The sequence below is a fragment of the Micromonospora sp. L32 genome, from assembly GCF_052068055.1.
GTDB classification, from domain to species: Bacteria; Actinomycetota; Actinomycetes; order Mycobacteriales; family Micromonosporaceae; genus Micromonospora; species Micromonospora purpureochromogenes.
Map to the genome: position 1 here is coordinate 210339 of NZ_JBQHDD010000007.1, position 18144 is coordinate 228482.

The 18144-nt window shown below is 75.4% G+C and carries 20 protein-coding genes and 1 pseudogene; 6 read left to right on the forward strand and 15 right to left on the reverse strand.

Annotated features, from left to right (window positions below; translation table 11 throughout):
* Positions 1-737: 737 nt before the first annotated feature.
* Positions 738-998 carry a hypothetical protein gene (locus ACTMTB_RS20545; RefSeq protein WP_441147891.1) on the forward strand — a complete coding sequence of 87 codons (261 nt, stop codon included), beginning with the start codon at positions 738-740 and terminating at the stop codon, positions 996-998.
* 33 nt (positions 999-1031) lie between these two features.
* Here ACTMTB_RS20545 and ACTMTB_RS20550 read toward each other — a convergent pair whose 3' ends face one another.
* Together ACTMTB_RS20550 and ACTMTB_RS20555 are read right to left on the reverse strand one after the other, a co-directional pair.
* The gene (locus ACTMTB_RS20550) at positions 1032-1424 is read right to left on the reverse strand and encodes an MmcQ/YjbR family DNA-binding protein (protein WP_210779555.1); all 393 of its coding nucleotides are present in this window, start codon (positions 1422-1424) and stop codon (positions 1032-1034) included.
* Positions 1425-1470: 46 nt separating this feature from the next.
* Positions 1471-1986 (reverse strand): 2'-5' RNA ligase family protein, encoded by a 516-nt coding sequence (locus ACTMTB_RS20555; protein WP_441147893.1) that lies wholly within the window; start codon positions 1984-1986, stop codon positions 1471-1473.
* An 81-nt stretch (positions 1987-2067) separates the two neighbouring features.
* Between ACTMTB_RS20555 and ACTMTB_RS20560 the strand changes: the two genes are divergently transcribed.
* Entirely contained in the window at positions 2068-2577 is a 510-nt protein-coding gene (locus tag ACTMTB_RS20560) for a mycothiol transferase (RefSeq protein ID WP_441147895.1), read from the forward strand.
* Between the two features lie 7 nt (positions 2578-2584).
* On the opposite strand, the pseudogene ACTMTB_RS20565 reads toward ACTMTB_RS20560, so the two are convergent.
* Positions 2585-3543 (reverse strand): annotated as a pseudogene (locus ACTMTB_RS20565) (glycoside hydrolase family 88 protein).
* 167 nt (positions 3544-3710) lie between these two features.
* Between ACTMTB_RS20565 and ACTMTB_RS20570 the strand changes: the two are divergent.
* Positions 3711-4085, forward strand: a complete 375-nt coding sequence (locus tag ACTMTB_RS20570; protein WP_441147897.1) for an SCP2 sterol-binding domain-containing protein — start codon at positions 3711-3713, stop codon at positions 4083-4085.
* Positions 4082-6148, forward strand: coding sequence for an amylo-alpha-1,6-glucosidase (locus ACTMTB_RS20575; RefSeq protein ID WP_441147899.1), 2067 nt, complete (start codon positions 4082-4084; stop codon positions 6146-6148). The genes ACTMTB_RS20570 and ACTMTB_RS20575 overlap by 4 nt, the downstream gene beginning before the upstream one ends.
* A gap of 49 nt (positions 6149-6197) precedes the next feature.
* Here the strand turns inward: ACTMTB_RS20575 and ACTMTB_RS20580 are convergent, their stop codons facing one another.
* The 3 genes from ACTMTB_RS20580 to ACTMTB_RS20590 all read right to left on the reverse strand — a co-directional run bounded on the left by ACTMTB_RS20580 (position 6198) and on the right by ACTMTB_RS20590 (position 8466).
* Positions 6198-6920: a Pr6Pr family membrane protein gene (locus ACTMTB_RS20580; RefSeq protein ID WP_441147901.1), complete on the reverse strand. Its 723-nt coding sequence runs from the start codon at positions 6918-6920 to the stop codon at positions 6198-6200.
* A 59-nt stretch (positions 6921-6979) separates the two neighbouring features.
* Positions 6980-7735, reverse strand: a complete 756-nt coding sequence (locus tag ACTMTB_RS20585) for a hypothetical protein (protein WP_441147903.1) — start codon at positions 7733-7735, stop codon at positions 6980-6982.
* A gap of 224 nt (positions 7736-7959) precedes the next feature.
* The gene (locus tag ACTMTB_RS20590; protein ID WP_441147905.1) at positions 7960-8466 is read right to left on the reverse strand and encodes a DinB family protein; all 507 of its coding nucleotides are present in this window, start codon (positions 8464-8466) and stop codon (positions 7960-7962) included.
* 120 nt (positions 8467-8586) lie between these two features.
* On the opposite strand from ACTMTB_RS20590, the gene ACTMTB_RS20595 reads away from it, so the two are divergent.
* A complete protein-coding gene (locus tag ACTMTB_RS20595) occupies positions 8587-9483 on the forward strand; it encodes a DUF72 domain-containing protein (RefSeq protein WP_441147907.1) in 897 nt (298 codons plus the stop codon).
* A gap of 58 nt (positions 9484-9541) precedes the next feature.
* Positions 9542-9772 (forward strand): GTPase activator, encoded by a 231-nt coding sequence (locus ACTMTB_RS20600; protein WP_210779368.1) that lies wholly within the window; start codon positions 9542-9544, stop codon positions 9770-9772.
* A 161-nt stretch (positions 9773-9933) separates the two neighbouring features.
* On the opposite strand, the gene ACTMTB_RS20605 is transcribed toward ACTMTB_RS20600, so the two are convergent.
* The 9 genes from ACTMTB_RS20605 to ACTMTB_RS20645 form a co-directional block, all read right to left on the reverse strand.
* On the reverse strand, positions 9934-10323 hold the full coding sequence (locus tag ACTMTB_RS20605) for a hypothetical protein (RefSeq protein ID WP_441147909.1): 390 nt from the start codon (positions 10321-10323) through the stop codon (positions 9934-9936).
* A 107-nt stretch (positions 10324-10430) separates the two neighbouring features.
* Positions 10431-11063, reverse strand: a complete 633-nt coding sequence (locus ACTMTB_RS20610; protein ID WP_334574703.1) for a hypothetical protein — start codon at positions 11061-11063, stop codon at positions 10431-10433.
* A gap of 176 nt (positions 11064-11239) precedes the next feature.
* Positions 11240-12103: an alpha/beta hydrolase family protein gene (locus tag ACTMTB_RS20615; protein ID WP_441147911.1), complete on the reverse strand. Its 864-nt coding sequence runs from the start codon at positions 12101-12103 to the stop codon at positions 11240-11242.
* A 20-nt stretch (positions 12104-12123) separates the two neighbouring features.
* Positions 12124-13065, reverse strand: coding sequence for a glycosyltransferase family 9 protein (locus ACTMTB_RS20620; protein ID WP_441147913.1), 942 nt, complete (start codon positions 13063-13065; stop codon positions 12124-12126).
* Entirely contained in the window at positions 13062-13757 is a 696-nt protein-coding gene (locus tag ACTMTB_RS20625; RefSeq protein ID WP_441147915.1) for an SDR family oxidoreductase, read from the reverse strand. The genes ACTMTB_RS20620 and ACTMTB_RS20625 overlap by 4 nt, the downstream gene beginning before the upstream one ends.
* Positions 13754-15169 (reverse strand): PfkB family carbohydrate kinase, encoded by a 1416-nt coding sequence (locus ACTMTB_RS20630; RefSeq protein WP_441147917.1) that lies wholly within the window; start codon positions 15167-15169, stop codon positions 13754-13756. Before ACTMTB_RS20630 ends, ACTMTB_RS20625 begins: the two co-directional genes overlap by 4 nt.
* On the reverse strand, positions 15166-15966 hold the full coding sequence (locus ACTMTB_RS20635) for a D-sedoheptulose-7-phosphate isomerase (RefSeq protein WP_441147919.1): 801 nt from the start codon (positions 15964-15966) through the stop codon (positions 15166-15168). The genes ACTMTB_RS20630 and ACTMTB_RS20635 overlap by 4 nt, the downstream gene beginning before the upstream one ends.
* Positions 15966-17183 carry a glycosyltransferase gene (locus ACTMTB_RS20640; protein ID WP_441147921.1) on the reverse strand — a complete coding sequence of 406 codons (1218 nt, stop codon included), beginning with the start codon at positions 17181-17183 and terminating at the stop codon, positions 15966-15968. Before ACTMTB_RS20640 ends, ACTMTB_RS20635 begins: the two co-directional genes overlap by 1 nt.
* Positions 17168-18142 carry a glycosyltransferase gene (locus ACTMTB_RS20645; protein WP_441147923.1) on the reverse strand — a complete coding sequence of 325 codons (975 nt, stop codon included), beginning with the start codon at positions 18140-18142 and terminating at the stop codon, positions 17168-17170. The genes ACTMTB_RS20640 and ACTMTB_RS20645 overlap by 16 nt, the downstream gene beginning before the upstream one ends.
* Positions 18143-18144: the final 2 nt, after the last annotated feature.

The window sequence follows — 18144 nt, forward strand, 5'->3', positions numbered from 1 at the left end:
CGGACCCCTTGCCCCGGCCGGCGCCAGCCGCGCCCATTGGAACGGCTCGCGGTGGCGGAAGGTCCCCATCGGGTACGCGAGGCCGGGGTGTCCGGTCCAGTCCGGCACCCCGTTTCGGCAGAACCTAGCCGAGCGGGGCTGGGCTCTCCGAGCGGAGCCTGATCACCTGGGCTGAGCCGCAGTCGCTGCGGGGAGTGGGGTGGTGTCATGCGGCCCTGTAGAGCTGATGACGTAAACGAATCAGCCCTGTCGGGGTGGATGCCGCGACGGGCGGATCGCGCCAATCTGGAAGCAGTGGTGTCGGTCGGCCGCAGCGGGCCACCACCAGGCGGATGAGCACCATCTTGCGGGATGGCGCCCGCCATCCAGTCGGCTGAGTCGTCCACGACATCAGCTCGAAAGGCTCAGAACCCCTACCGCGCCGGGCGCCGACCACCACGGCGCCCGCAACGCGCCACGCCGGCCGACTGACGCGTGGAACACCATGGGTGCCGAACGACCGCGGTGACACCGGCCTGGGGGAGTGGGTTCCCTCCGCCGGGGGAGGCTGCCGCAGCGGCACGTTCGTAGCGTCACCGGCATGGATACGACAGGTGCCGCCGCGCGCGCCCCGCTCACCGACGGGGGTGGGCGCTGATGCTGGTGCGGACCACCACCCTGGTACGCCGGCCGCCGGAGGCGGTCTGGCCGCTGCTCTGCGACTCGCGCCCCGGCAGTGCGTCTCCGACCAGGGGGTCGTGTACCAGCGGATCACCGAGTGGTCGCCGCCGGCCCGGCTGGCGTTCCACATGGAGCGCACCGACCTGCCGTTCGGCCCGTGCGTCGGCGCGTTGACCGACACTTTCGAGCTGACGCCGGCGGCCGGCGGCCGGGCGACGCGGCTCACCCGCAGCACTCGGGTCGAGGTGCGCGGTCGGTTCCGGTGGGCCCGGGCCCTGGCCGTCGGGATCGGGCTCAAGGCGGTGCACCGGTTCGTCTTCCGCGACTGGCGCCGCTGACTGAACCCGCCCTTCAGCTCCCCCGGGGTGTGCCTACGCCTCGCCGGCGCGGTGGGCCGCGGCGAGCCGTTTCGGCGCCCGGGCGTACCAGGCGTCCAGGACCAGCTCGGTCAGCTCCGGCACGGTGATCCGGTCCAACCGGACCAGCACCGCCGGATAGCCGTCGAAGTGCGGGGTGGTGAAGTAGATCGCCGGGTCGTCGGCGAGCAGCGCCTCCTTGGCACCTAGGTCGGGCAGCTGCGCGCCGAGGATCGGACCGTCGGGAGCGGCGTCGCCCAGGGCGTCGTGGTCCGCCCGGCGCAGCGGTCGCTCCCACACGAACGGCTTGTCGCGTACCCGCCAGGCCGGCGCGCCGTCGTATGACGGCCGCTCCGTCGTCTCCGGCAGGGCGAGCGCGAGCCGACGTACATCGTCCCAGGTGGCCACGGTCCGACCATACGACCGCCGGCCCGGCGGGAAAAGGACCGGGCGCTCAGGGGAGGGGGTGGGAGATGTTGCGGGCGTGGTCGGCGACGGCGGCGGCGACCACCGTCGCCTCCAGCGGCAGCATCTCCAGGCACCGTCGGACGGCGGCGGCCATCAGCACGTTCGGCACCCGCATGGACAGGGTGCAGTGCGGCACCCAGCGCCCCGGGTGGTACTGCTCGGACAGGGTGATCCCGGCCCGGGTCAGCCGCTCGTGCACCAGGGCGTGCTGGGCCAGCAGCTCGACGGTGGGGGTGACGCCGAGCCAGAGCACCCGGCCGACGAACTGGCCGGCGTGGTCGAAACTGAGCCGCAGCGGCGTGGCGACCACCGTTCCGCGCAGGGCGTCGGCCACCCGCTCCGGGTCGAGGCGGGGCGCCACGGCGAGGGACACGTGCGGCCGGTGCCGCTGCTCCAGCAGCGAGCGCATGCTCTGTACGCCCTCGGCCTCCAGCGCGTCCCAGAGCACCCGGATGCGACGGGTGGCGTCGGTGTCCAGATACAGCTCCAGCGCCGCGACCACGTGATCACCCTAGATGCCGGGTTTACCGGCCCCGGCCGGCGGTACCCGACCGGAGACGGCGGCCCGCGAAGGAGTGTTCCGGTGGACGTGGACGACCTGCTGACCGAGATCTACGACCGGCTGCCCGACCTGGTGCGCGCGGCGGTGGACGGGCTGAGCCCGGCGGAGCTGCGCCGATCGCCGACGCCCGGCGGCAACCCGGTCGGCTGGCTGGTCTGGCACCTGACCCGGATCCAGGACCACCATGTCGCCGACCTGCTCGGCGCGGAGCAGGTCTGGACCGCCGGTGACTGGGCCGCTCGGTTCGGCCTGGACCCCGATCCCAACGACACCGGCTACGGCCACACCCCGCAGCGGGTCGCCTCGGTACGCCCGGACAGCTCCCGCGCCCTGGTCGACTACTACGACGCGGTCGCGGGGCGTACCCGGACGTTCCTGGCCGGGCTGCGGCCGGCGGACCTGGACCGGGTGGTGGACGAGGCGTGGGACCCACCGGTGACCCTCGGGGTGCGGCTGGTCAGCGTGGCCGACGACGGGCTCCAGCACGCCGGCCAGGCCGGCTACGTCCGGGGCCTGCTCCGCGCCGGGTGAGCCGCCGTCACCCGGCCCGGCGCAGGGCGGCGTACGCGAGCAGGTGGAACGCCTGCGCCTCCGGGGAGGTGCCGGGGCGGGTGAAGTGCGGCGCGCCACTGACCGGCCGGACCAACCCGTGCCGGTCGACCTGCCGGGTGGCGGCGGCCAACAGGTCCCGCCCGACGTCCCGGTAGGCGGCCGGCAGCCAGCCGTCGGCGACCCCGGTCAGCGCCGCGTACGCCAGCATCTGCGCGACGTTGGCCTCGACGAAGCTGCCGGGGTCGTCGAGCACGTCGTGGAAGAGCCCGTCCGGCCGGCGGTGGGTCAGGCAGGCGTCGAGCACCGTCCGGGCGTGTCCGGCCAGCTCCTCGCGCTGCCCGGTCGGCCAGTCGGGCCGCAGCCGCAGCGCGCGGGCGATGCCGGCGACCACCCAGCCGTTGCCGGTGCCCAGTGCTGCGGCTGGTCCAGCCGTGCCCGGTCGGAGTCCCAGCGCGCCGCGTAGAGCCCGCTGCGCTCGTCGTACAGTCGGCGACGGTGACCGTCGACCTGGGCCGCCGCCGGTCCGGGATGCCCGCAGAGGGCGAGCAGCGGCACCACCATGTACACCGTGTCCGCCCAGACCTGCCGGTTGCCGAGCAGGTGGAACAGGGTGCCGTCGCCGGCCCGGGGCGCCCGGGTCAGCAGCCAGTCGAGCTGCCGGTCCAGCGCCGCCGCCCACCGCTCGTCCGGATGCGCCCGGACGGCGTGCCGCAGGGCCTCCCCGCAGGCCGCGCCGTTGACCGCGCCGTCCTCCCCGGAGACGTCGCCGAGCCGGCCGTCCGGGTGCTGACGGGTCACCGCCGCGTCGGCGAGCAGCACCGCCTGCTGGTCGAGCCCGAGGTCGAGCAGCGCCTGGCCGGTCACCCCCTGCTCCCACGACTGCCGCTGCATGGCCAGCAGCGCCGCGAGCACCCGGCCCACCCGGGGGTCGTCCGGTTCACGCATCGTCGCCTCCCTCCGCTCCTGCTACCCCGGATCCGGCGGGGCACCCGTGAGCCTTTCGGCTGCCGAGGGGAGGGACCGGGCCGCCTCACCCGGTACGGGTGAGGCGGTCTCACCCCGGCGCCTGCGATCGTGCTCACCGGGCTGCGGACCGACGGGGGAGGGGTGCCATGGCGACGTCGGGGACCGAGTTCCTGGAGCGGCTGTCGTCGCGCCGCCGCCCGCGACTGCCCGAGACCCTCACCGGCACGATCCGGCTCGACCTGCACGACGGGGGCCGCACGGAGCACTGGTACCTCACCCTGCACGACCAGTCTCTCGACGTAAAACGCTCGCCCGACGACGCCGACCTGGTGGTGCGGGCCGACCGGGAGGTCTTCGACCGGCTCGTCAACGGCCGGACGGAGGTGGTGCAGTCGCTGCTGCGCAACGACCTGACCGTGCAGGGCGACATGCGGTTGCTGCTGGCCCTGCGACGGATCTTCCCGGGGCCGGTCGACGCCCGGCACCCCCGCGACGTCGCCCGAGAGAGCCTGGGCCGGTGAGACAGGAACTCGTCCACGTCATCGCCGGCAACGCCTTCGCGGCCAGCGACGCCCAGGGCGACATGGAGGTCGACCCGCGGGCGCCGGTCGGGCTCTTCTCCTTCGACACGCGGTTCCTGTCCCGCTGGGTGCTCACCGTCGACGGCCAGCGCCTGCACGCCCTGTCCCGGGACGACATGAGCCACTTCGAAACCCAGTTCTTCCTGGTACCCGGCACGGCCAGCCACTACGTCGACGCGGACGTCTCGGTCATCCGGCACCGCTCCATCGACGACAGCTTCAACGAGCGGATCGCGGTGCTCAACCACTCCGCCCGCCCGGCCCAGTTCGTTGTCCGGATGGACATCGACGCCGACTTTGCCGACACCTCGGAGATCCGCAGCCCCCGGCCGCGCCGGACGACCGCGACCGCCTTCCCGAACGAGGGGGTGCTCCGGCTGCGGTACGAGCGGGAACGGTTCTGCCGGGAGGCGGCGGTCTCCACGACCGCCCCGGGCCACGTCGACGCGGGTGGCATCACCTACCGGATCACCGTGCCCCCGAACGGGCAGTGGGTCACCGACCTGCACGTCAACATGATCATCCACGGCGCGGGCGGTCGTGACGTGCGGGCCAGCCTGGGGACGCACCGGCAGCGGGTCGACCACGACATGCGTCACGACCTGCGGGACTGGCTGGACCGGGCACCGCGGCTGGTGGCCGAGCGCGACGTCCTGACGGACGTCTACCACGGCGCGCTGACCGACCTGGCCGCGCTGCGCTACCCGCCGCTGTCCTACCCCGGGCGAGTGCCGGTGGGCGGCCTGCCCTGGGCGATGGCGCTCTACGGCCGGGACGCCATGATCACCTGCCTCCAGGCGCTGCCGTTCACCCCCGAACTGACCCCGACCACCCTGCGGCTGCTGGCTCTGCTCCAGGGCGGGCGACTCGACGACTACCACGACGAGGAGCCCGGCAAGATCCTCGGGGAGCTGCGCTACGGCGAGTCCGCCGGCTTCGGCGACGAGCCGACCGCGCTCTACTACGGCGCCGCCGACACCACGCCGCTCTTCGTCGTCCTGCTCGACGAGTACGAGCGCTGGTCCGGCGACGCCGCGCTGGTCCGGGAGCTGCAGCACCCGGCCCGGATGGCGCTGGACTGGATCGACGCGTACGGGGACCTGACCGGCGACGGCTACCTGCGCTACCAGCGGCGCAACTCGCGCAACGGGCTGGTCAACCAGACCTGGAAGAACTCGCCCGACGCGATCGTGCACCGCGACGGCCGCCAGGCCGCCCTTCCGCGAGCGACCTGCGAACTCCAGGGGTACGCGTACGACGCGAAGCTGCGGGGTGCCCGGCTGGCGCGGGAGTTCTGGGGCGACCCGGCGTACGCCCACCGGCTGGAGCGGGAGGCGGCGGCGCTCAAGGAGCGGTTCAACCGGGACTTCTGGCTGCCCCGGCGCGGGCACTACGCGCTGGCGTTGGAGCCGGACGGCACCCCGGTGGAGACACTCACCTCCAACATCGGCCACCTGCTGTGGAGCGGGATCGTCGAGGAGGAGCGGTCCGCGCAGGTCGCGGAGCACCTGCTCGGGCCGGAGATGTTCACCGGGTGGGGCGTGCGGACGCTGGCCGAGGGGCAGCTGCCGTACAACCCGGTGGGAGCGCACGTCGGCGCCGTCTGGCCGTCGGACAACTCGCTGATCGCCGCCGGCCTGCGCCGCTACCACCACGACGACGAGGCGGCCCGGGTCGCGGCCGGCGTCCTCGCGGTCGCGGAACTGCTCGGCGGCCCGGTGCCCGAGGTGATCGCCGGCTACCCGCGCGAGATCACCCGGTACCCCGTCCAGCTGCCGATGGCGGGCCGCCCCCAGTCCTGGGCCTCCGGCGCGCTGCTGATGCTGCTGGGCACCATCCTCGGGCTGCGGCCCTGCGGGGACGAACTGCTGGTCACCCCGGCCGTGCCGCAGGGCTTCGGCCGGCTGGAGCTGCTGGACGTCCCCGGGCGCTGGGGCCACGCCGACGCGTACGGCCGGGACCGCTCGGCCCGCGCGAACGGGCGGCGTCCCCGTTCGCGCTGACCGCGCGACCACGTCGCGCGTACCGCCCTCGACGGTGGCCGCGGCGCGGTCACCGCTGTGCGGCGGGTGTCTCCGTCGCGGCGTCGTCGGGGGCCGGGCCCGGCGCGGGAACGGCGGGCGCCGGGGCGTCGGCCGGCCGGGCGGCGACCCGCCGGGACAGCCCACGGTCGACGCCGACGAAGAGCAGGCCGAGCAGCCAGAACGCAAAGGCGAAGAAGATCGCGCTGACCGACACCCCGGCGTAGCCGAGCTGCCCGGCGTCGATGAACGGGTACGGGTACCGGTGCACGAGGAGCCCGCGCACCAGCGCGAAGCCCAGGTACGCCAGCGGGAAGGCCAGCCACCAGGCGGCGTAGCGCAGCCGTAGCCGGCCGCGCTGGTCGAACAGCGCCCAGTCGGCGATCGCCAGCAGCGGCACGACGGTGTGCAGGAACTGGTTGCCCAGCGCCTCGCCGAGCGCGCGGTCCGGCTGGGGCATCGCGAAGGGGCTGGCCGGGTTGGCCAGGACCAGGTGGTAGACCACCCCGGTGATGGTGATGTAGAGGGTGACCGCGCCCTTGAGCGCCGACGGCGGCTCGGGCCGGGCCCGCCAGGCCCGCCACCCCGCGTGGCCCGCGAACAGCCCGACCGCGACGTTGCTCTGGATGGTGAAGTACGGCAGGAGACCGGTGACCGTGGCCGGACCGAGCGCGGTGAGCACGATCCCGGCCAGCACGCCGATGACGATCGCCAGGCGGAAGGCCACCGCCACGCGTCGACGCCGCAGACTCATCGGCGCAAGCTACCAGCCCCGCCGCTCACCAGCCGGCGGAGCCGGCTGGCCGGCGATGGTCAGCCGGTCGGGCGGGACGGGACGGTCCGGGCGGGGGCGTCCGGCTTGCCGCCCGCGGTGGAGGGCGCGTCCGACGGCCGGCCGGTCGGCCGCTCGGTGGGCGTCGAACGGGCGGCCGAGGGGGATGCGGAGGGCGGTGCCGGGACCGCGCTGTCGCGGACCACGCGCTCGCAGTAGCCGGCCACCTCGTCCCGGCCACCGGCCCTGGTGACGAGGCCGGCGAAGGCCGGGTTGTCCAGGGCCCGACCGGGGTTCTCCCCGACCGCGGCGCGGTAGGAGCGGCACAGCCCGAGGATCGACGCGGCCGGTGTCGGCCGGCTCGGTTCCGGCTTCACGCTGGACGGAGCGGCGGACCCGCCGGGCCCGGCGGTGGTGGGCGAGGTGGACTGCGGCACGGCGGACGGCGGGGTGACCGGCGCGTCGCGGTGCAGCGGTCCGGGCAACGTGCCGGTGGCGGCGGCGAAGGCGACGCCCCCGGTGGCGGCCACGGCGAGACCGGCGAGCGCGACCTTCAGCCCGGCCAGTCGGGCCAGGGAGAATGAGCGGACGGGCGACGGAGCCGGCAGCGGAGACCCGGCGCGGGCACTGCGGAACGCGTGCATCGCGGCGCTCTCCCCGCGCAGCTCGCCGGGGTGCGGCGCGGCACGCACCGCCGTCAGCAGCCGGACGAGCGGCTCCGGCCCGTCGTGCGCGTCGACGACCGGGCCGACGAGCAACCGCTCGACGGTTTCCTGGTCCATCCGATGTGCGTTCATCTCGTGTCCCTCAGCGCCGGGCACCCCCCCGACGTCACATCTCCGCCCTGAGGGTGGCGCTGATCACGCGGCGACACCTGTCAGGTCAACCGCGACGCGCCAGCACCCTTACGGTGCGTGACAATGAGGGTGTTGCGCTGCCCGATGCGTTGAGGGGCAGGCCAGCGAGATCGGCGGGACCCGGGACGTCTGCGACCTCGATCGAGCCCGCTGACCGGGGCGGGTCAGCCCATCGTCTTGGCGCCGTCGATCACCTCGCGGAGGATGTCGGCGTGCCCGGCGTGCTGCGAGGTCTCCGCGATGAGGTGCAGCAGGACCCGGCGTACCGACCAGCTCGCACCCGGCTCGAACCAGGGCGCCACCGGCAGCGCCTGCGCGGCGTCTAGGTCGAGGGTGGCGATCAGCTCGTCGGTGCGGGCGGCGACCTGCGCGTAGTGGTCGAGCAGCCCGGCGAGCGTCTCACCCTCGACCATCCGGAACCCGTTCGCCCAGTCCAGCGGCTCGCTCTGCATCGCCTCCGCGCCACCGACCGCGAACCGCATCCAGCGATCCTCGGTGACCGCCACGTGCTTGATCAGCCCGCCGAGGCAGAGCTCACTGACGGTGGTGCGCGCCGCGGCCTGCTCGTCGGTCAGCCCGCGCACCGTCTGCCGCAGGAAACCCCGGTGCCGGCCGAGGGTCTGGGTCAGGTCGGCCCGCTCGCCGGTGAGAACCCGCTCCGAAGTGGTCATCGCTGCACCTTCCGTCGATGTCGTCGAGGTTCAGGCTAGGCCGGTGCACCGACACTTTCCGCGCCCGCCACGTGACGCCAGCGGTTGCCGATCCGGCGCTCCGGCGGTCCACTGAACTACATGGGTGACATTTTGGTCGGCACGTCCTCCTGGGCGGACCAGACGCTGCTGCGGTCCGGCTGGTACCCGCGGTCGGCGAAGACCCCCGCCGACCGGCTCGGCTTCTACGCCCGCCACTTCGGACTGGTCGAGGTGGACACCTCGTACTACGCGGTCCCGGCACCGGAGACCACCGCCGGCTGGGTCGAGGCCACCCCGCCCGGGTTCACCTTCGACGTCAAGGCGTTCAGCCTCTTCACCGGCCATCCGACGCCGGTGTCGATGCTGCCGAAGGACCTGCGGCCGGCCGGTGGCCCGGCCCGGATCCGCCGCCGGGAGCTGCCCGAGCGGGCGTACGAGGAACTGTGGCGCCGGTTCCGGGCGGCGCTGGAGCCGCTCGCGGCGGACGACCGGCTCGGCGCGGTGCTGTTGCAGTTCCCGCCGTGGCTGACCCGGGGTGAGGCCGCCCGGCGGCGGATCGTGGAGCTGGCCGGGCGCTGCCGGCCCTGGCCGGTGGCGGTGGAGCTGCGGCACGCCTCCTGGTTCGAAGACCCGGCCGCCGCCGAGACGGTGACCTTCCTGCGTGACAACGACCTCGGCATGGTCTGCGTGGACATGCCCCAGGGCCACCCGTCCTCGGTGCCACCGATCATGGTCGCCACGGCCGAGCCGGCGGTGGTCCGGTTCCACGGGCACAGCGCCCACTGGGAGGGCGGCAGCAAGGAGGACCGGTTCCGCTACGCCTACTCCGACGGGGAGCTGCGCCGCTGGGCGGAGCTGCTGGTCGACCTGGCCGAGAGCGCCGGCGAGCTGCACGTGCTGTTCAACAACTGCTGCGAGGGACAGGCCCAGCGCGACGCCGCCCGGCTGGCCGAGCTGCTCGGCGTGACCCCCGCGCCGGAGCCCGCCGGGGTGTGAGGCGGTTTGTCGTCCCGGGGCTCGGGTACCGCGCCGGCAACGACAGAAAGGTGCCGCGATGACGCAGGAACAACAGCCGGGCGACGGCCATAATTCGGCCTCCGCGCCGCTAGGCGGCGCTCCGGACCGAATGAGGGCCGTACCGGACGACGCCGAGGCCCGCCGGGTCCGCGAGGCGGAGGAGGCGCACGGCGGCAGCATGGCGCCGGGACTGGTGGACGAGACCGGCCGGCCCGTCGCCGAGCCGCCGCCGCCACCGGCCGCCGAGGAGGACGGCACCGGCTCCTGAGGCGGATGACGGACCGCTGGTCCGGTCCGGGGACGGACGCCGGCGGGACCGGCCACGGGTCGCCGTGGCCGGTCCCGTCCGCGTACCCGCGGTGACCGGGCCGAGGTGCGGTCGGGCCGTGCCGGGGACGCCTGTCCCGGGCACGGCCCGTCACCCCCACGTCAGTCCCGGGTGACCCCCTCCGGGTGCATCCCGGTGGCCTCCTCCAGCGCGTTGTCCGGCAGGTCCCCGCCGGCCGTGTCGTCGGGGAAGGTGCGTGCCGACGGCGCCGGGTCGGGCGGTGCGCCCGGCCCCGCGTCCGTGTAGCGGGTCGGCTCCACCGAACCGAAGCCGTGCCGGCCCTCCCGCCCGGACGGCCCGCTCGGCGCGCCGGCGCGGCGCTCACCCCGCCGGCCCTCCGGCACGGCGGTCTCCTCGCTGCCCTCGTCCATCGGGTCGTGCTTGCCCGCGCCCCAGGGCGGGTCCGCGTCGAAGCCGTCCGTGGTGCCCCAGGGGGCGGCGGACTCCGGCCCCCGCCCCGCGCCCCGCCTCGGTCCCTTGTTCGCCGTCATGGCCACCTCGCAGCTCGTCTTCCCGACCGGCCGTTGTCGCGCCCGTCCCGACCGGTACGCCGGCCGCCGTCGCCGACGGCCACCGGCGCACCGGTCGGGCCCGGCGTTCAGCCGGCCATCGCCATCCGGCGCTGACGGTTGGCCGTGCCCATCGCCGCGAGCTTCCCGATCGACGTCGGCGCGCTCATGATCCCGCCGGCACGTCCCAGCATCCCGCGGAACACCTGGCCGGGCTTCTGCTGCTCGCCCATGTACGACGTGACCACGACCAGCGCCCCGGTCAGCGCCGGAACGGCCCACTGGAGCAGCTTCATCTGCCGCTGGCAGGAGGCCACGTCGGACGGGGTCTGGTAGTTGGGCTCGGTGGTCCCCTGGACCGGCGGGTTGCCGGCCTTCTCCAACCGCATGCCGAGCAACCGGCTGTAGCCGGTCACCGCGAGCGCGCCGATGGTCAGCGCCGTCTTGACGGCGCTGATCCTCCCCACGCCCCGCTGGCCGAACACCCGCGGGCTCTCCGTGGCCAGTTCGCCGACCGCGCCGGCCAGGTGGGCGCCGATCGCCGCCGCGTTCACCGGCGTCCAGCGGGACCACCCCGCCGACGCGATCGGGAGTCGCTGAGTCGAGTCGCTGATCCGCGCCGCCGCCCCGTTGACGCCGAGCGCTCCCATCAGGGAGCCGCCGAACCAGGCTGCCAGGCCCAGATCGTGCATCGAGCGCAGTGCGGTGTGCCGTTCGGACATCTGATCCCCCTCCACCGTATTCGGGCGCAGCGGCATACCCGCCCGACGCGCGGCTACGCACCCGATCTCACCGGCGGTCGGGACGTCCCTTCACGCGCCGTTCGTCCCGGCGGTGCCGCCGGGAATCCGGGGGATGCCGCCGGGAATCCGGGGGTGGGGCGGGCCGGTACGGCCGCTCAGCGGCGGGGCAGGCCCGCCGCGAAGGCCGCCACCCGGGCGGCCAGCGGCCGCCCGGCGCGCACCCAGGTGAAGTGGTCCAGCGGGGCGCCGGCCTCGGCGGTCGTGTAGCGGTCCCGGGTGACCGGCGCGGCGGTCAGCTTGGCGCAGAGGTGGTCCAGGGTGCTGTGCGGGGTGTACTGGTCGTCGTCGACGCTGACCGCCAGCACCGGCGTGCCGATCCGCCCCACCGCCACCTCGGCGTCCACCCCGTCCAGCACCGGGAAGCGCCCGGTCCGGGCGGTGTGCGCCCAGTCCCGGATCACCCTGCGCGCCTGCCGCCCGCCGAAGCCCCAGCCCGGCCAGACGCCCAGTGCCGCCGCGGTCGCCGCGATGCCCTGGGTGTACGGCAGCACCCCGTACCGCCGGGCGCCGGGGTAGCTGCGCCAGTACGGCATGCCGACGGCGAGCAGGGCGAGCCCGTCGACCGCGTCCGCGCCGTGCAGGGCGAGGTGCAGCAGGGCCGCCTGCCCGCCGAGGGAGTGCCCGAGCAGCAGCCGGGTACGCCCGTCCAGCCGGGGCTTGAGCGCGTCGAGCACCGCCCCGACGTCACCGGCCAGCTCGGCGTAGCCGTAGCGGCAGGCGCGGCTCGGTGCGGGGGTGCTGGCGCCGGTGCCGCGCAGGTCGGCCACGACCACGGCCAGGCCGGCGTCGCGCAGCGCGGCGGCGAACGGGCGGTAGTAGCGGGCCCGGACGCCCATCGCCGGCCAGAGCACCACCACCGGCGCGCCGGCCGGCCCGTCCGGTTCGGGGTAGACCTGCACCCCGATGCGCGCGCCGTCGACGTCGACGAACTCCTGGCTGTACTCGATGTCCCCGCTCACCGCCCCAGCCTAAGCGGAAGCTACCGGCGGGTAGCAAGGGGTGTGCCCCGCTCCGCCCGCTCCACGGCGGCCAGCACCGCCGGCACGTCCAGCGCGGCCAGCGCCGGGTGCACGGCGGCGGCGTCGACCGGTTGCCGCTGCCCTACCCAGAGCGCCTGGTGCCAGGGCCGGTCCGGCGGGGGACCCCACTGCGCGGGCGGCACCGGGCCGAAGAGCAGCACCGACGGGGTGGCGTAGGCGGTGGCCAGGTGACCGATCCCGGTGTCGCCGCTGACCACCAGGCGGGCGTGGGCGACCAGCGCGGCCAGCTCCCCGAGGCCGGTCTCCCCGGCGAGCACCGCGTCGGCCGGCAGCCCGGCCAGGGCGCGCACCTGCTCGGCGATGCTCCGCTCGCCGGCGGTGCCGGTGACCACCACCCGGTGTCCCCGGTCGGTGAGCGCCCGGGCCACCTCGGCGAACCGGGCCGGCGGCCAGCGCCGTTGCGCCGCCTTCGCTCCCGGGTGGACGATGCTCACCCCGGTCGGCGTCCGTCCCGGTTCCGGGCGACGCAGGGCGAGGTCGGTGCGGTCGGCGGGGATGCCGTACCAGGCCAGCATCCGGCACCAGCGGTCGATCTCGTGCTCCTCGGCCCGCCAGTCCGGGCCGTCGCGGTGGCCGGCCTCGGCGTTGGCGAAGGCGAGCAGCCGGCCCGGCCGGACCCCGGCCAGCATCCGGTGCGACTGGGGGCCGCGACCGTGCAGGTTGACCGCCAGCTCCGGCGACGGGCCGGGCCACGCCAGGTGGCCCAGCCCGTCCGCCTCGACCAGCCGGTCGACCCCGCCGACCAGGTCGACCAGCGGGGCCAGCCAGCGCGGCGCGACCAGTGCCAGCTCCTCGTCCGGGTACGCGGCCCGCAGCGCGCGCAGCGCCGGCACCCCGGTCGCGAGGTCGCCGACGCCGAGCGCCCGTAACACCAGGATCACGGGTACGAGGACTCCTGTTCGGCGCAGACCACCAGCTCGCGTACCGCGCAGCCGGGCGGCTGCGAGAGGGCGAACATGACCGCCGCGGCGGTGTCGGCCGGGTCGTTGAGGATCGCGTCCGGACCCGGCTTGTACCGGTCGTCCCGGTCGTCGAAAAAGGCCGTCCGCATGCCACCGGGGACCAGCAGGGTCACCCCGACCCGGCCGGCCAGCTCGGCGGCGAGCGCCCGGGTGAAGCCGACCACCCCGAACTTCGCCGCGCAGTACGCGGTGGCGTCGCTGACCGCCTTGATCCCGAGCGTCGAGGCGACCGTCACCACCGTGCCGTGCGCGCGCTCCAAATGCGGCAGGGCCGCCCGGACGACGGCGGCGGTGCCGAGCAGGTTGATGCCGACGATCCGGTCCCAGGTCGCGCCGTCGATGTCGGCGAGCTTGCCGGGTACGTCCATCCCGGCGGCGGTGACCAGGCCGGTCAGCCCGCCGGCCTGCTCGGCGACGCGCCGGGTGGCTTCCTCGGCGGCGCGGGTGTTGCCCAGGTCGCACTCGACCCACGGCACCCCGTCGGCCGGCGGCTGCCGGTCCAGCACGTACGGCCGCCCGCCGGCCTTCGTCACGGCGGTCACCACCGCCGCGCCGAGGCCGCTCGACCCGCCGGTGACCAGCACCGCCGATCCGTTCAGATCCCTGCTCATCGCGCTCCCTTGACCAGTCGGGCGCCGCGCGAGCGCGCGGCGCTGATCGTCGCGGTGGTGGACCGGCCCGCCAGGTAGGGCACGGTCACCACCCGGCCGCCCCAGCCGCGCACCAGCTCGGCCTCGGGCAGCTCGGGTGCGCCGTCGCCGGCGTAGTCGCCGCCCTTGACCCAGACGTCGGGGCGCAGCCGGGCCAGCGCGGTGGCCGGCGTCGGCTCGTCGAACACCACGACGGCGTCGACGCAGTCCAGCGCGGCCAGCAGCCGGGCCCGGTCGGCTGCCGGGTTGACCGGGCGGTCCGGACCCTTGAGGGCGCGGACGCTGCGGTCGGAGTTGAGGCAGACCACCAGGCAGTCACCCAGCCGGCGGGCCGCCTGGAGGGTGGCGACGTGCCCGGCGTGCAGGATGTCGAAGCAGCCGCCGGTGGCCACCACGGTGCCGCCGTCGGCGCGTACCCGGGCCACCAGCTCCTCGGCGGCGGACGTCGGGCGGCGCGACCCGGCCGGTTCGGGCTCCCGGCGGGCCAGCCCGGCCGCCCCGCCGGCGGCGACGTACGCGGACGCGGCGGCGACCGCCTCCTGCACCGCCTCCGAGGTGACCGCCCCGGCGGCCAGCGCGGTGGCGGCGGTGGCGGCGAAGCGGTCCCCGGCGCCGCAGGTGTCCTCGGCCCGTTCCACGTCGGACGGTGGCGGCACCACCAGCGGGGTGCTGCCGGAGTGGCAGAGCACCGCGCCGTCGGCGCCCATCGTCACCGCCACCGCGCCGACCCGCCAGCGCCGGCGCAGCTCGTGCCCGGCGCGGGTGGCGGTGGACAGTGGCGACCCCGCGCCGGCGTCGCCGGTGAGCTGTCGCAGCTCGGCGAGGTTGGGGGTGGTCAGCCGGGCGCCCGGCACCGCGACCGGCCCCCGGGGGTGCGGGTCCCAGACCACCGGGGCGCTCGCGTCGGCGAGCGCGGCCCGCAGCGCGGGCTGCCGGACCAGGCCCCGGCCGTAGTCGCTGACCAGGATGGCGCCGGCCGAGGCGAGCACCTCCAGCGCCGCCTCGGGCGGCTCGCCGGGGGGCCGCGGCGCACCGCCACGGTCCAGCCGCAGCAGGGTCTGCCCGCCTGCCCGGAGCCGGATCTTCTCCGGCGTCGCCCCGGGCAGCCGCAGCGGGTACAGGCGTACCCCGGCGGTGGTGAGCAGTTCCGCGATGCGGGCTCCGGCGGCGTCGTCGGCGAGCGCGGTCACCAGCGCCACCTCGGTGCCCTGGGCGGCGGCGAGCAGCGCGGCGAGCCCCGCGCCGCCGGGCCGGTCGGTGCTGGCCCGCTCGTCGAGCACCGGCACCGGCGCGTCCGGGCAGACCCGGTTGACCGCGCCTTGGACGTCCCGGTCGAGCAGGGCGTCGCCGACGACCACCAGCGGCCGGCTCACGACGGGCACCCGCGGCGGTTCGACCCGTGCCCGTTCGGCCCGTGTCCGTTGGTGGTGTGGCCGTTGGCGCCGTGTCCGTTGGTGGAGTGGCCGTTGAGGGCGTGCCGGTTGATCCCGGGGCCGCTGCCGGCGGCGGCGAGGGCGGGTGCGTCGGCGCCGCCGGGGAGCCGGCCGGTGAACTCGACGGTCCGCCGCGGGTCCGCCGTGCGCGGGAGCTGGCGGACCAGCGGCAGCGCCTCGTCGACGTACTCGCAGAGCAGGTGCAGCGAGACCAGGTGCAGCTCCTGCACGACCTGACTGTCCGGCGAGGGCACCGCGAGCACGTCGTCGCAGACCTCGGCCAGCGGATTCGGCGCGGGACCGGTGAACGCCCAGCAGCGCACCCCGACCTCCCGGGCCGCCGCCACCGCCCGCAGCAGGTTGGTGCTGGTGCCGCTGGTCGACATCAGCAGCAGGATGTCGTTCTCCCGGCCGTGCGCGCGCACCTGGCGGGCGAAGACCTCGTCGTAGCCGTAGTCGTTGCCGATCGCGGTCAGCGACGACGTCTCCGCGTGCAGCGCGATCGCCGAGTAGGGCTCCCGGTCGTCGCGCAGCTTGCCGACCAGCTCGGCGGTGAGGTGCTGGGCCTCCGCGGCGCTGCCGCCGTTGCCGGCCGCCAGCAGCCGACCGCCGGTGGCCAGCGTCCAGGCCAACTGGGTGCCCCAGCCGGCCAGCCGCTCGGCGGTACGCCGGTACGGCACCAGCGCGGCGGCCAGCCCGGACAGGTGCCCGTCGAGGGCGGACATCGCGTCGTTCATCAGGCCACCGCCGGGGCGACTCGACCGACCGTGCTGACCGTGGCGTAGACCGCGCTCAGCTGCTCGGCGCAGCGCTTCCAGGAGTACCGGCTGCGGATGCGGTCCAGCGCCGCCGTGGCGTACGCGAACCGGCGCACCCGGTCGGCGAGCAGCCGGCGGATCGCGGTGCCCAGCGCGCGCGGGTCGCGCGGCGGCACCAGATCACCGGTCAGCCCGTCGACCACCGTGTCGGCGATGCCGCCCACGTTCGTGCCGACCACCGGCACGCCGCAGGCCATCCCTTCCAGCGGGGTGAGCCCGAACGGTTCGTACCAGGGGGCGGCCACGAGCACGTCGGCGGAGCGGTACCAGGCGGCCATCTCCTCGCGCGGGACCGCGCCGACCAGCTTGACCCGGTCGGCGACCCCGCAGGACTCGGCGAGCGCGCCCAGCCGGCGGGCGAAGCTGTCGGCGGGCAGCAGCTCGGCCGCCGGGCCGCCGACCACCACGCACTCGGCCTCCGGCACCGCCGGCAGGGCCCGGATGACGTCCTGGAAGCCCTTGCGCTCGACCAACCGCCCGACGGTGAGGATGCGCGGGCGGGTCGGGTGGCGGGGCGCGACCGGCCCCTCGGGACGGAACATCTCCTCGTTGACCCCGGACGGGACCAGCGCCATCCTCGACCGCGGCACGCCCAGCCGGACCAGCTCGCCGATCTCGTCCTGGCACTGGACGATCACCCGGTCGGCCGCCCGGCCCAGCGCCCGTTCGTAGCCGACCCGGCCCGGTGGACTGGTGTCCCGGGCCCCCTGGTGGCGCCGCTTCACCGAGCCCAGCGCGTGGTACGTCAGCACCACCGGGGTGTTGGTGCGCCGGCCGGCGTGCAGGGTGGCCAGGCCGCTCATCCAGAAGTGGGCGTGCGCCACGTCCGGCCGCCAGCCCTGCTCGCCCCACTGTTCGGCCATCCACCGCCCGAACTCGCCCATGTACGGCAGCAGCTCGTCCTTGGGCACCCGCTGCGCCGGCCCGGCGGGTACGTGGCGCACCTGGTAGCCGGCGGCCGCGTCGACCACGTCGGGCAGGTCGACCGCGTCCCGACGGGTGTAGACCCGCACGTCGTGCCCCTCGCCGACCAGGGCCGCCGCCAGTTCGGCGACGTGCGTGTTCTGCCCGCCCGCGTCCTCCTCGCCGAGGACGGCGAGCGGGCTGGCGTGCTCCGAGATCATCGCGATGCGCATGTTTCCTCCTCAAGGATCCGGTCCCAGTCGGCGAGGAACCGGTCGAGCCCGAAGCGGTCCTTCGTCACCTCCCGCGCCCGCGCACCCAACCGGTACGCGGCGTCGCGGTCCTCCGTCAGCCAGCGGGCCGCCTCGACGAGCGTGTCGACCCGGGTGGAGAGCACCCCCGCGTCGGGCGGCACCGCGTCCACGGCCTCGGTGGTGGCCAGCGCGACGACCGGCATGCCGATCGTCATGGCCTCGATGAGGCTCAACCCCAGCGACGTCCACCGGCACAGGTGCAGGTACGCCCGCCGCCGGGCCAGCTCCGTGTGCATGACGTCCTGCGGCAGGTCGTCGTGGCTGGCCAGGCGTTGCCCGGGCAGCCCGAGCCGGTCGGCCAGCCCGGTCACCCCCATGCCGAAGACGTCCAGCGGGGCGACCTCGGCGAAGCGGAGCATCAGGTCGGTGCCGGTGACCCGCCAGCGCCGGATGGGTTCGTTCGTCACCACGGCGAGCCGGTCCAGCTCGCCGGTCCACTCCACCCTCGGCGGCACGATGCCGTGCTCGACGACGGCGGTGCGGGTGCCGCCGTTGTCCCAGAACAGCTCGTTGAAGTGGGTGACGTGGGTGAGCAGCAGGTCGTCCCGGTCGGCCATCGGGTGGCGGGTGGTGGGCACGTCGCCCTTGGGGGTGTTGTGCTCGACGTAGATCGCCGGCAGGTCCCGCCCCGGCCGCCGGCGCAGCCAGCGCTCGGCCAGCTCCAGCTCCTCGGGGCGTTGCAGCACGACCACGTCCACGTCGGCGTCGGCCAGTTCCTCGGGGGTCATCTCGACCGCGCTGGCCGGCCACGGATAGGTCCGGGCCCGGCCCAGCCCGTACGGGCCGCGGTCGGGGGTGACCGGCACCAGGTAGCGGTGCGTTCCATGCACGAAGGACGTGGTCCAGGAGCCGTGCACGTGCCAGAGCAGGACGTTCATGA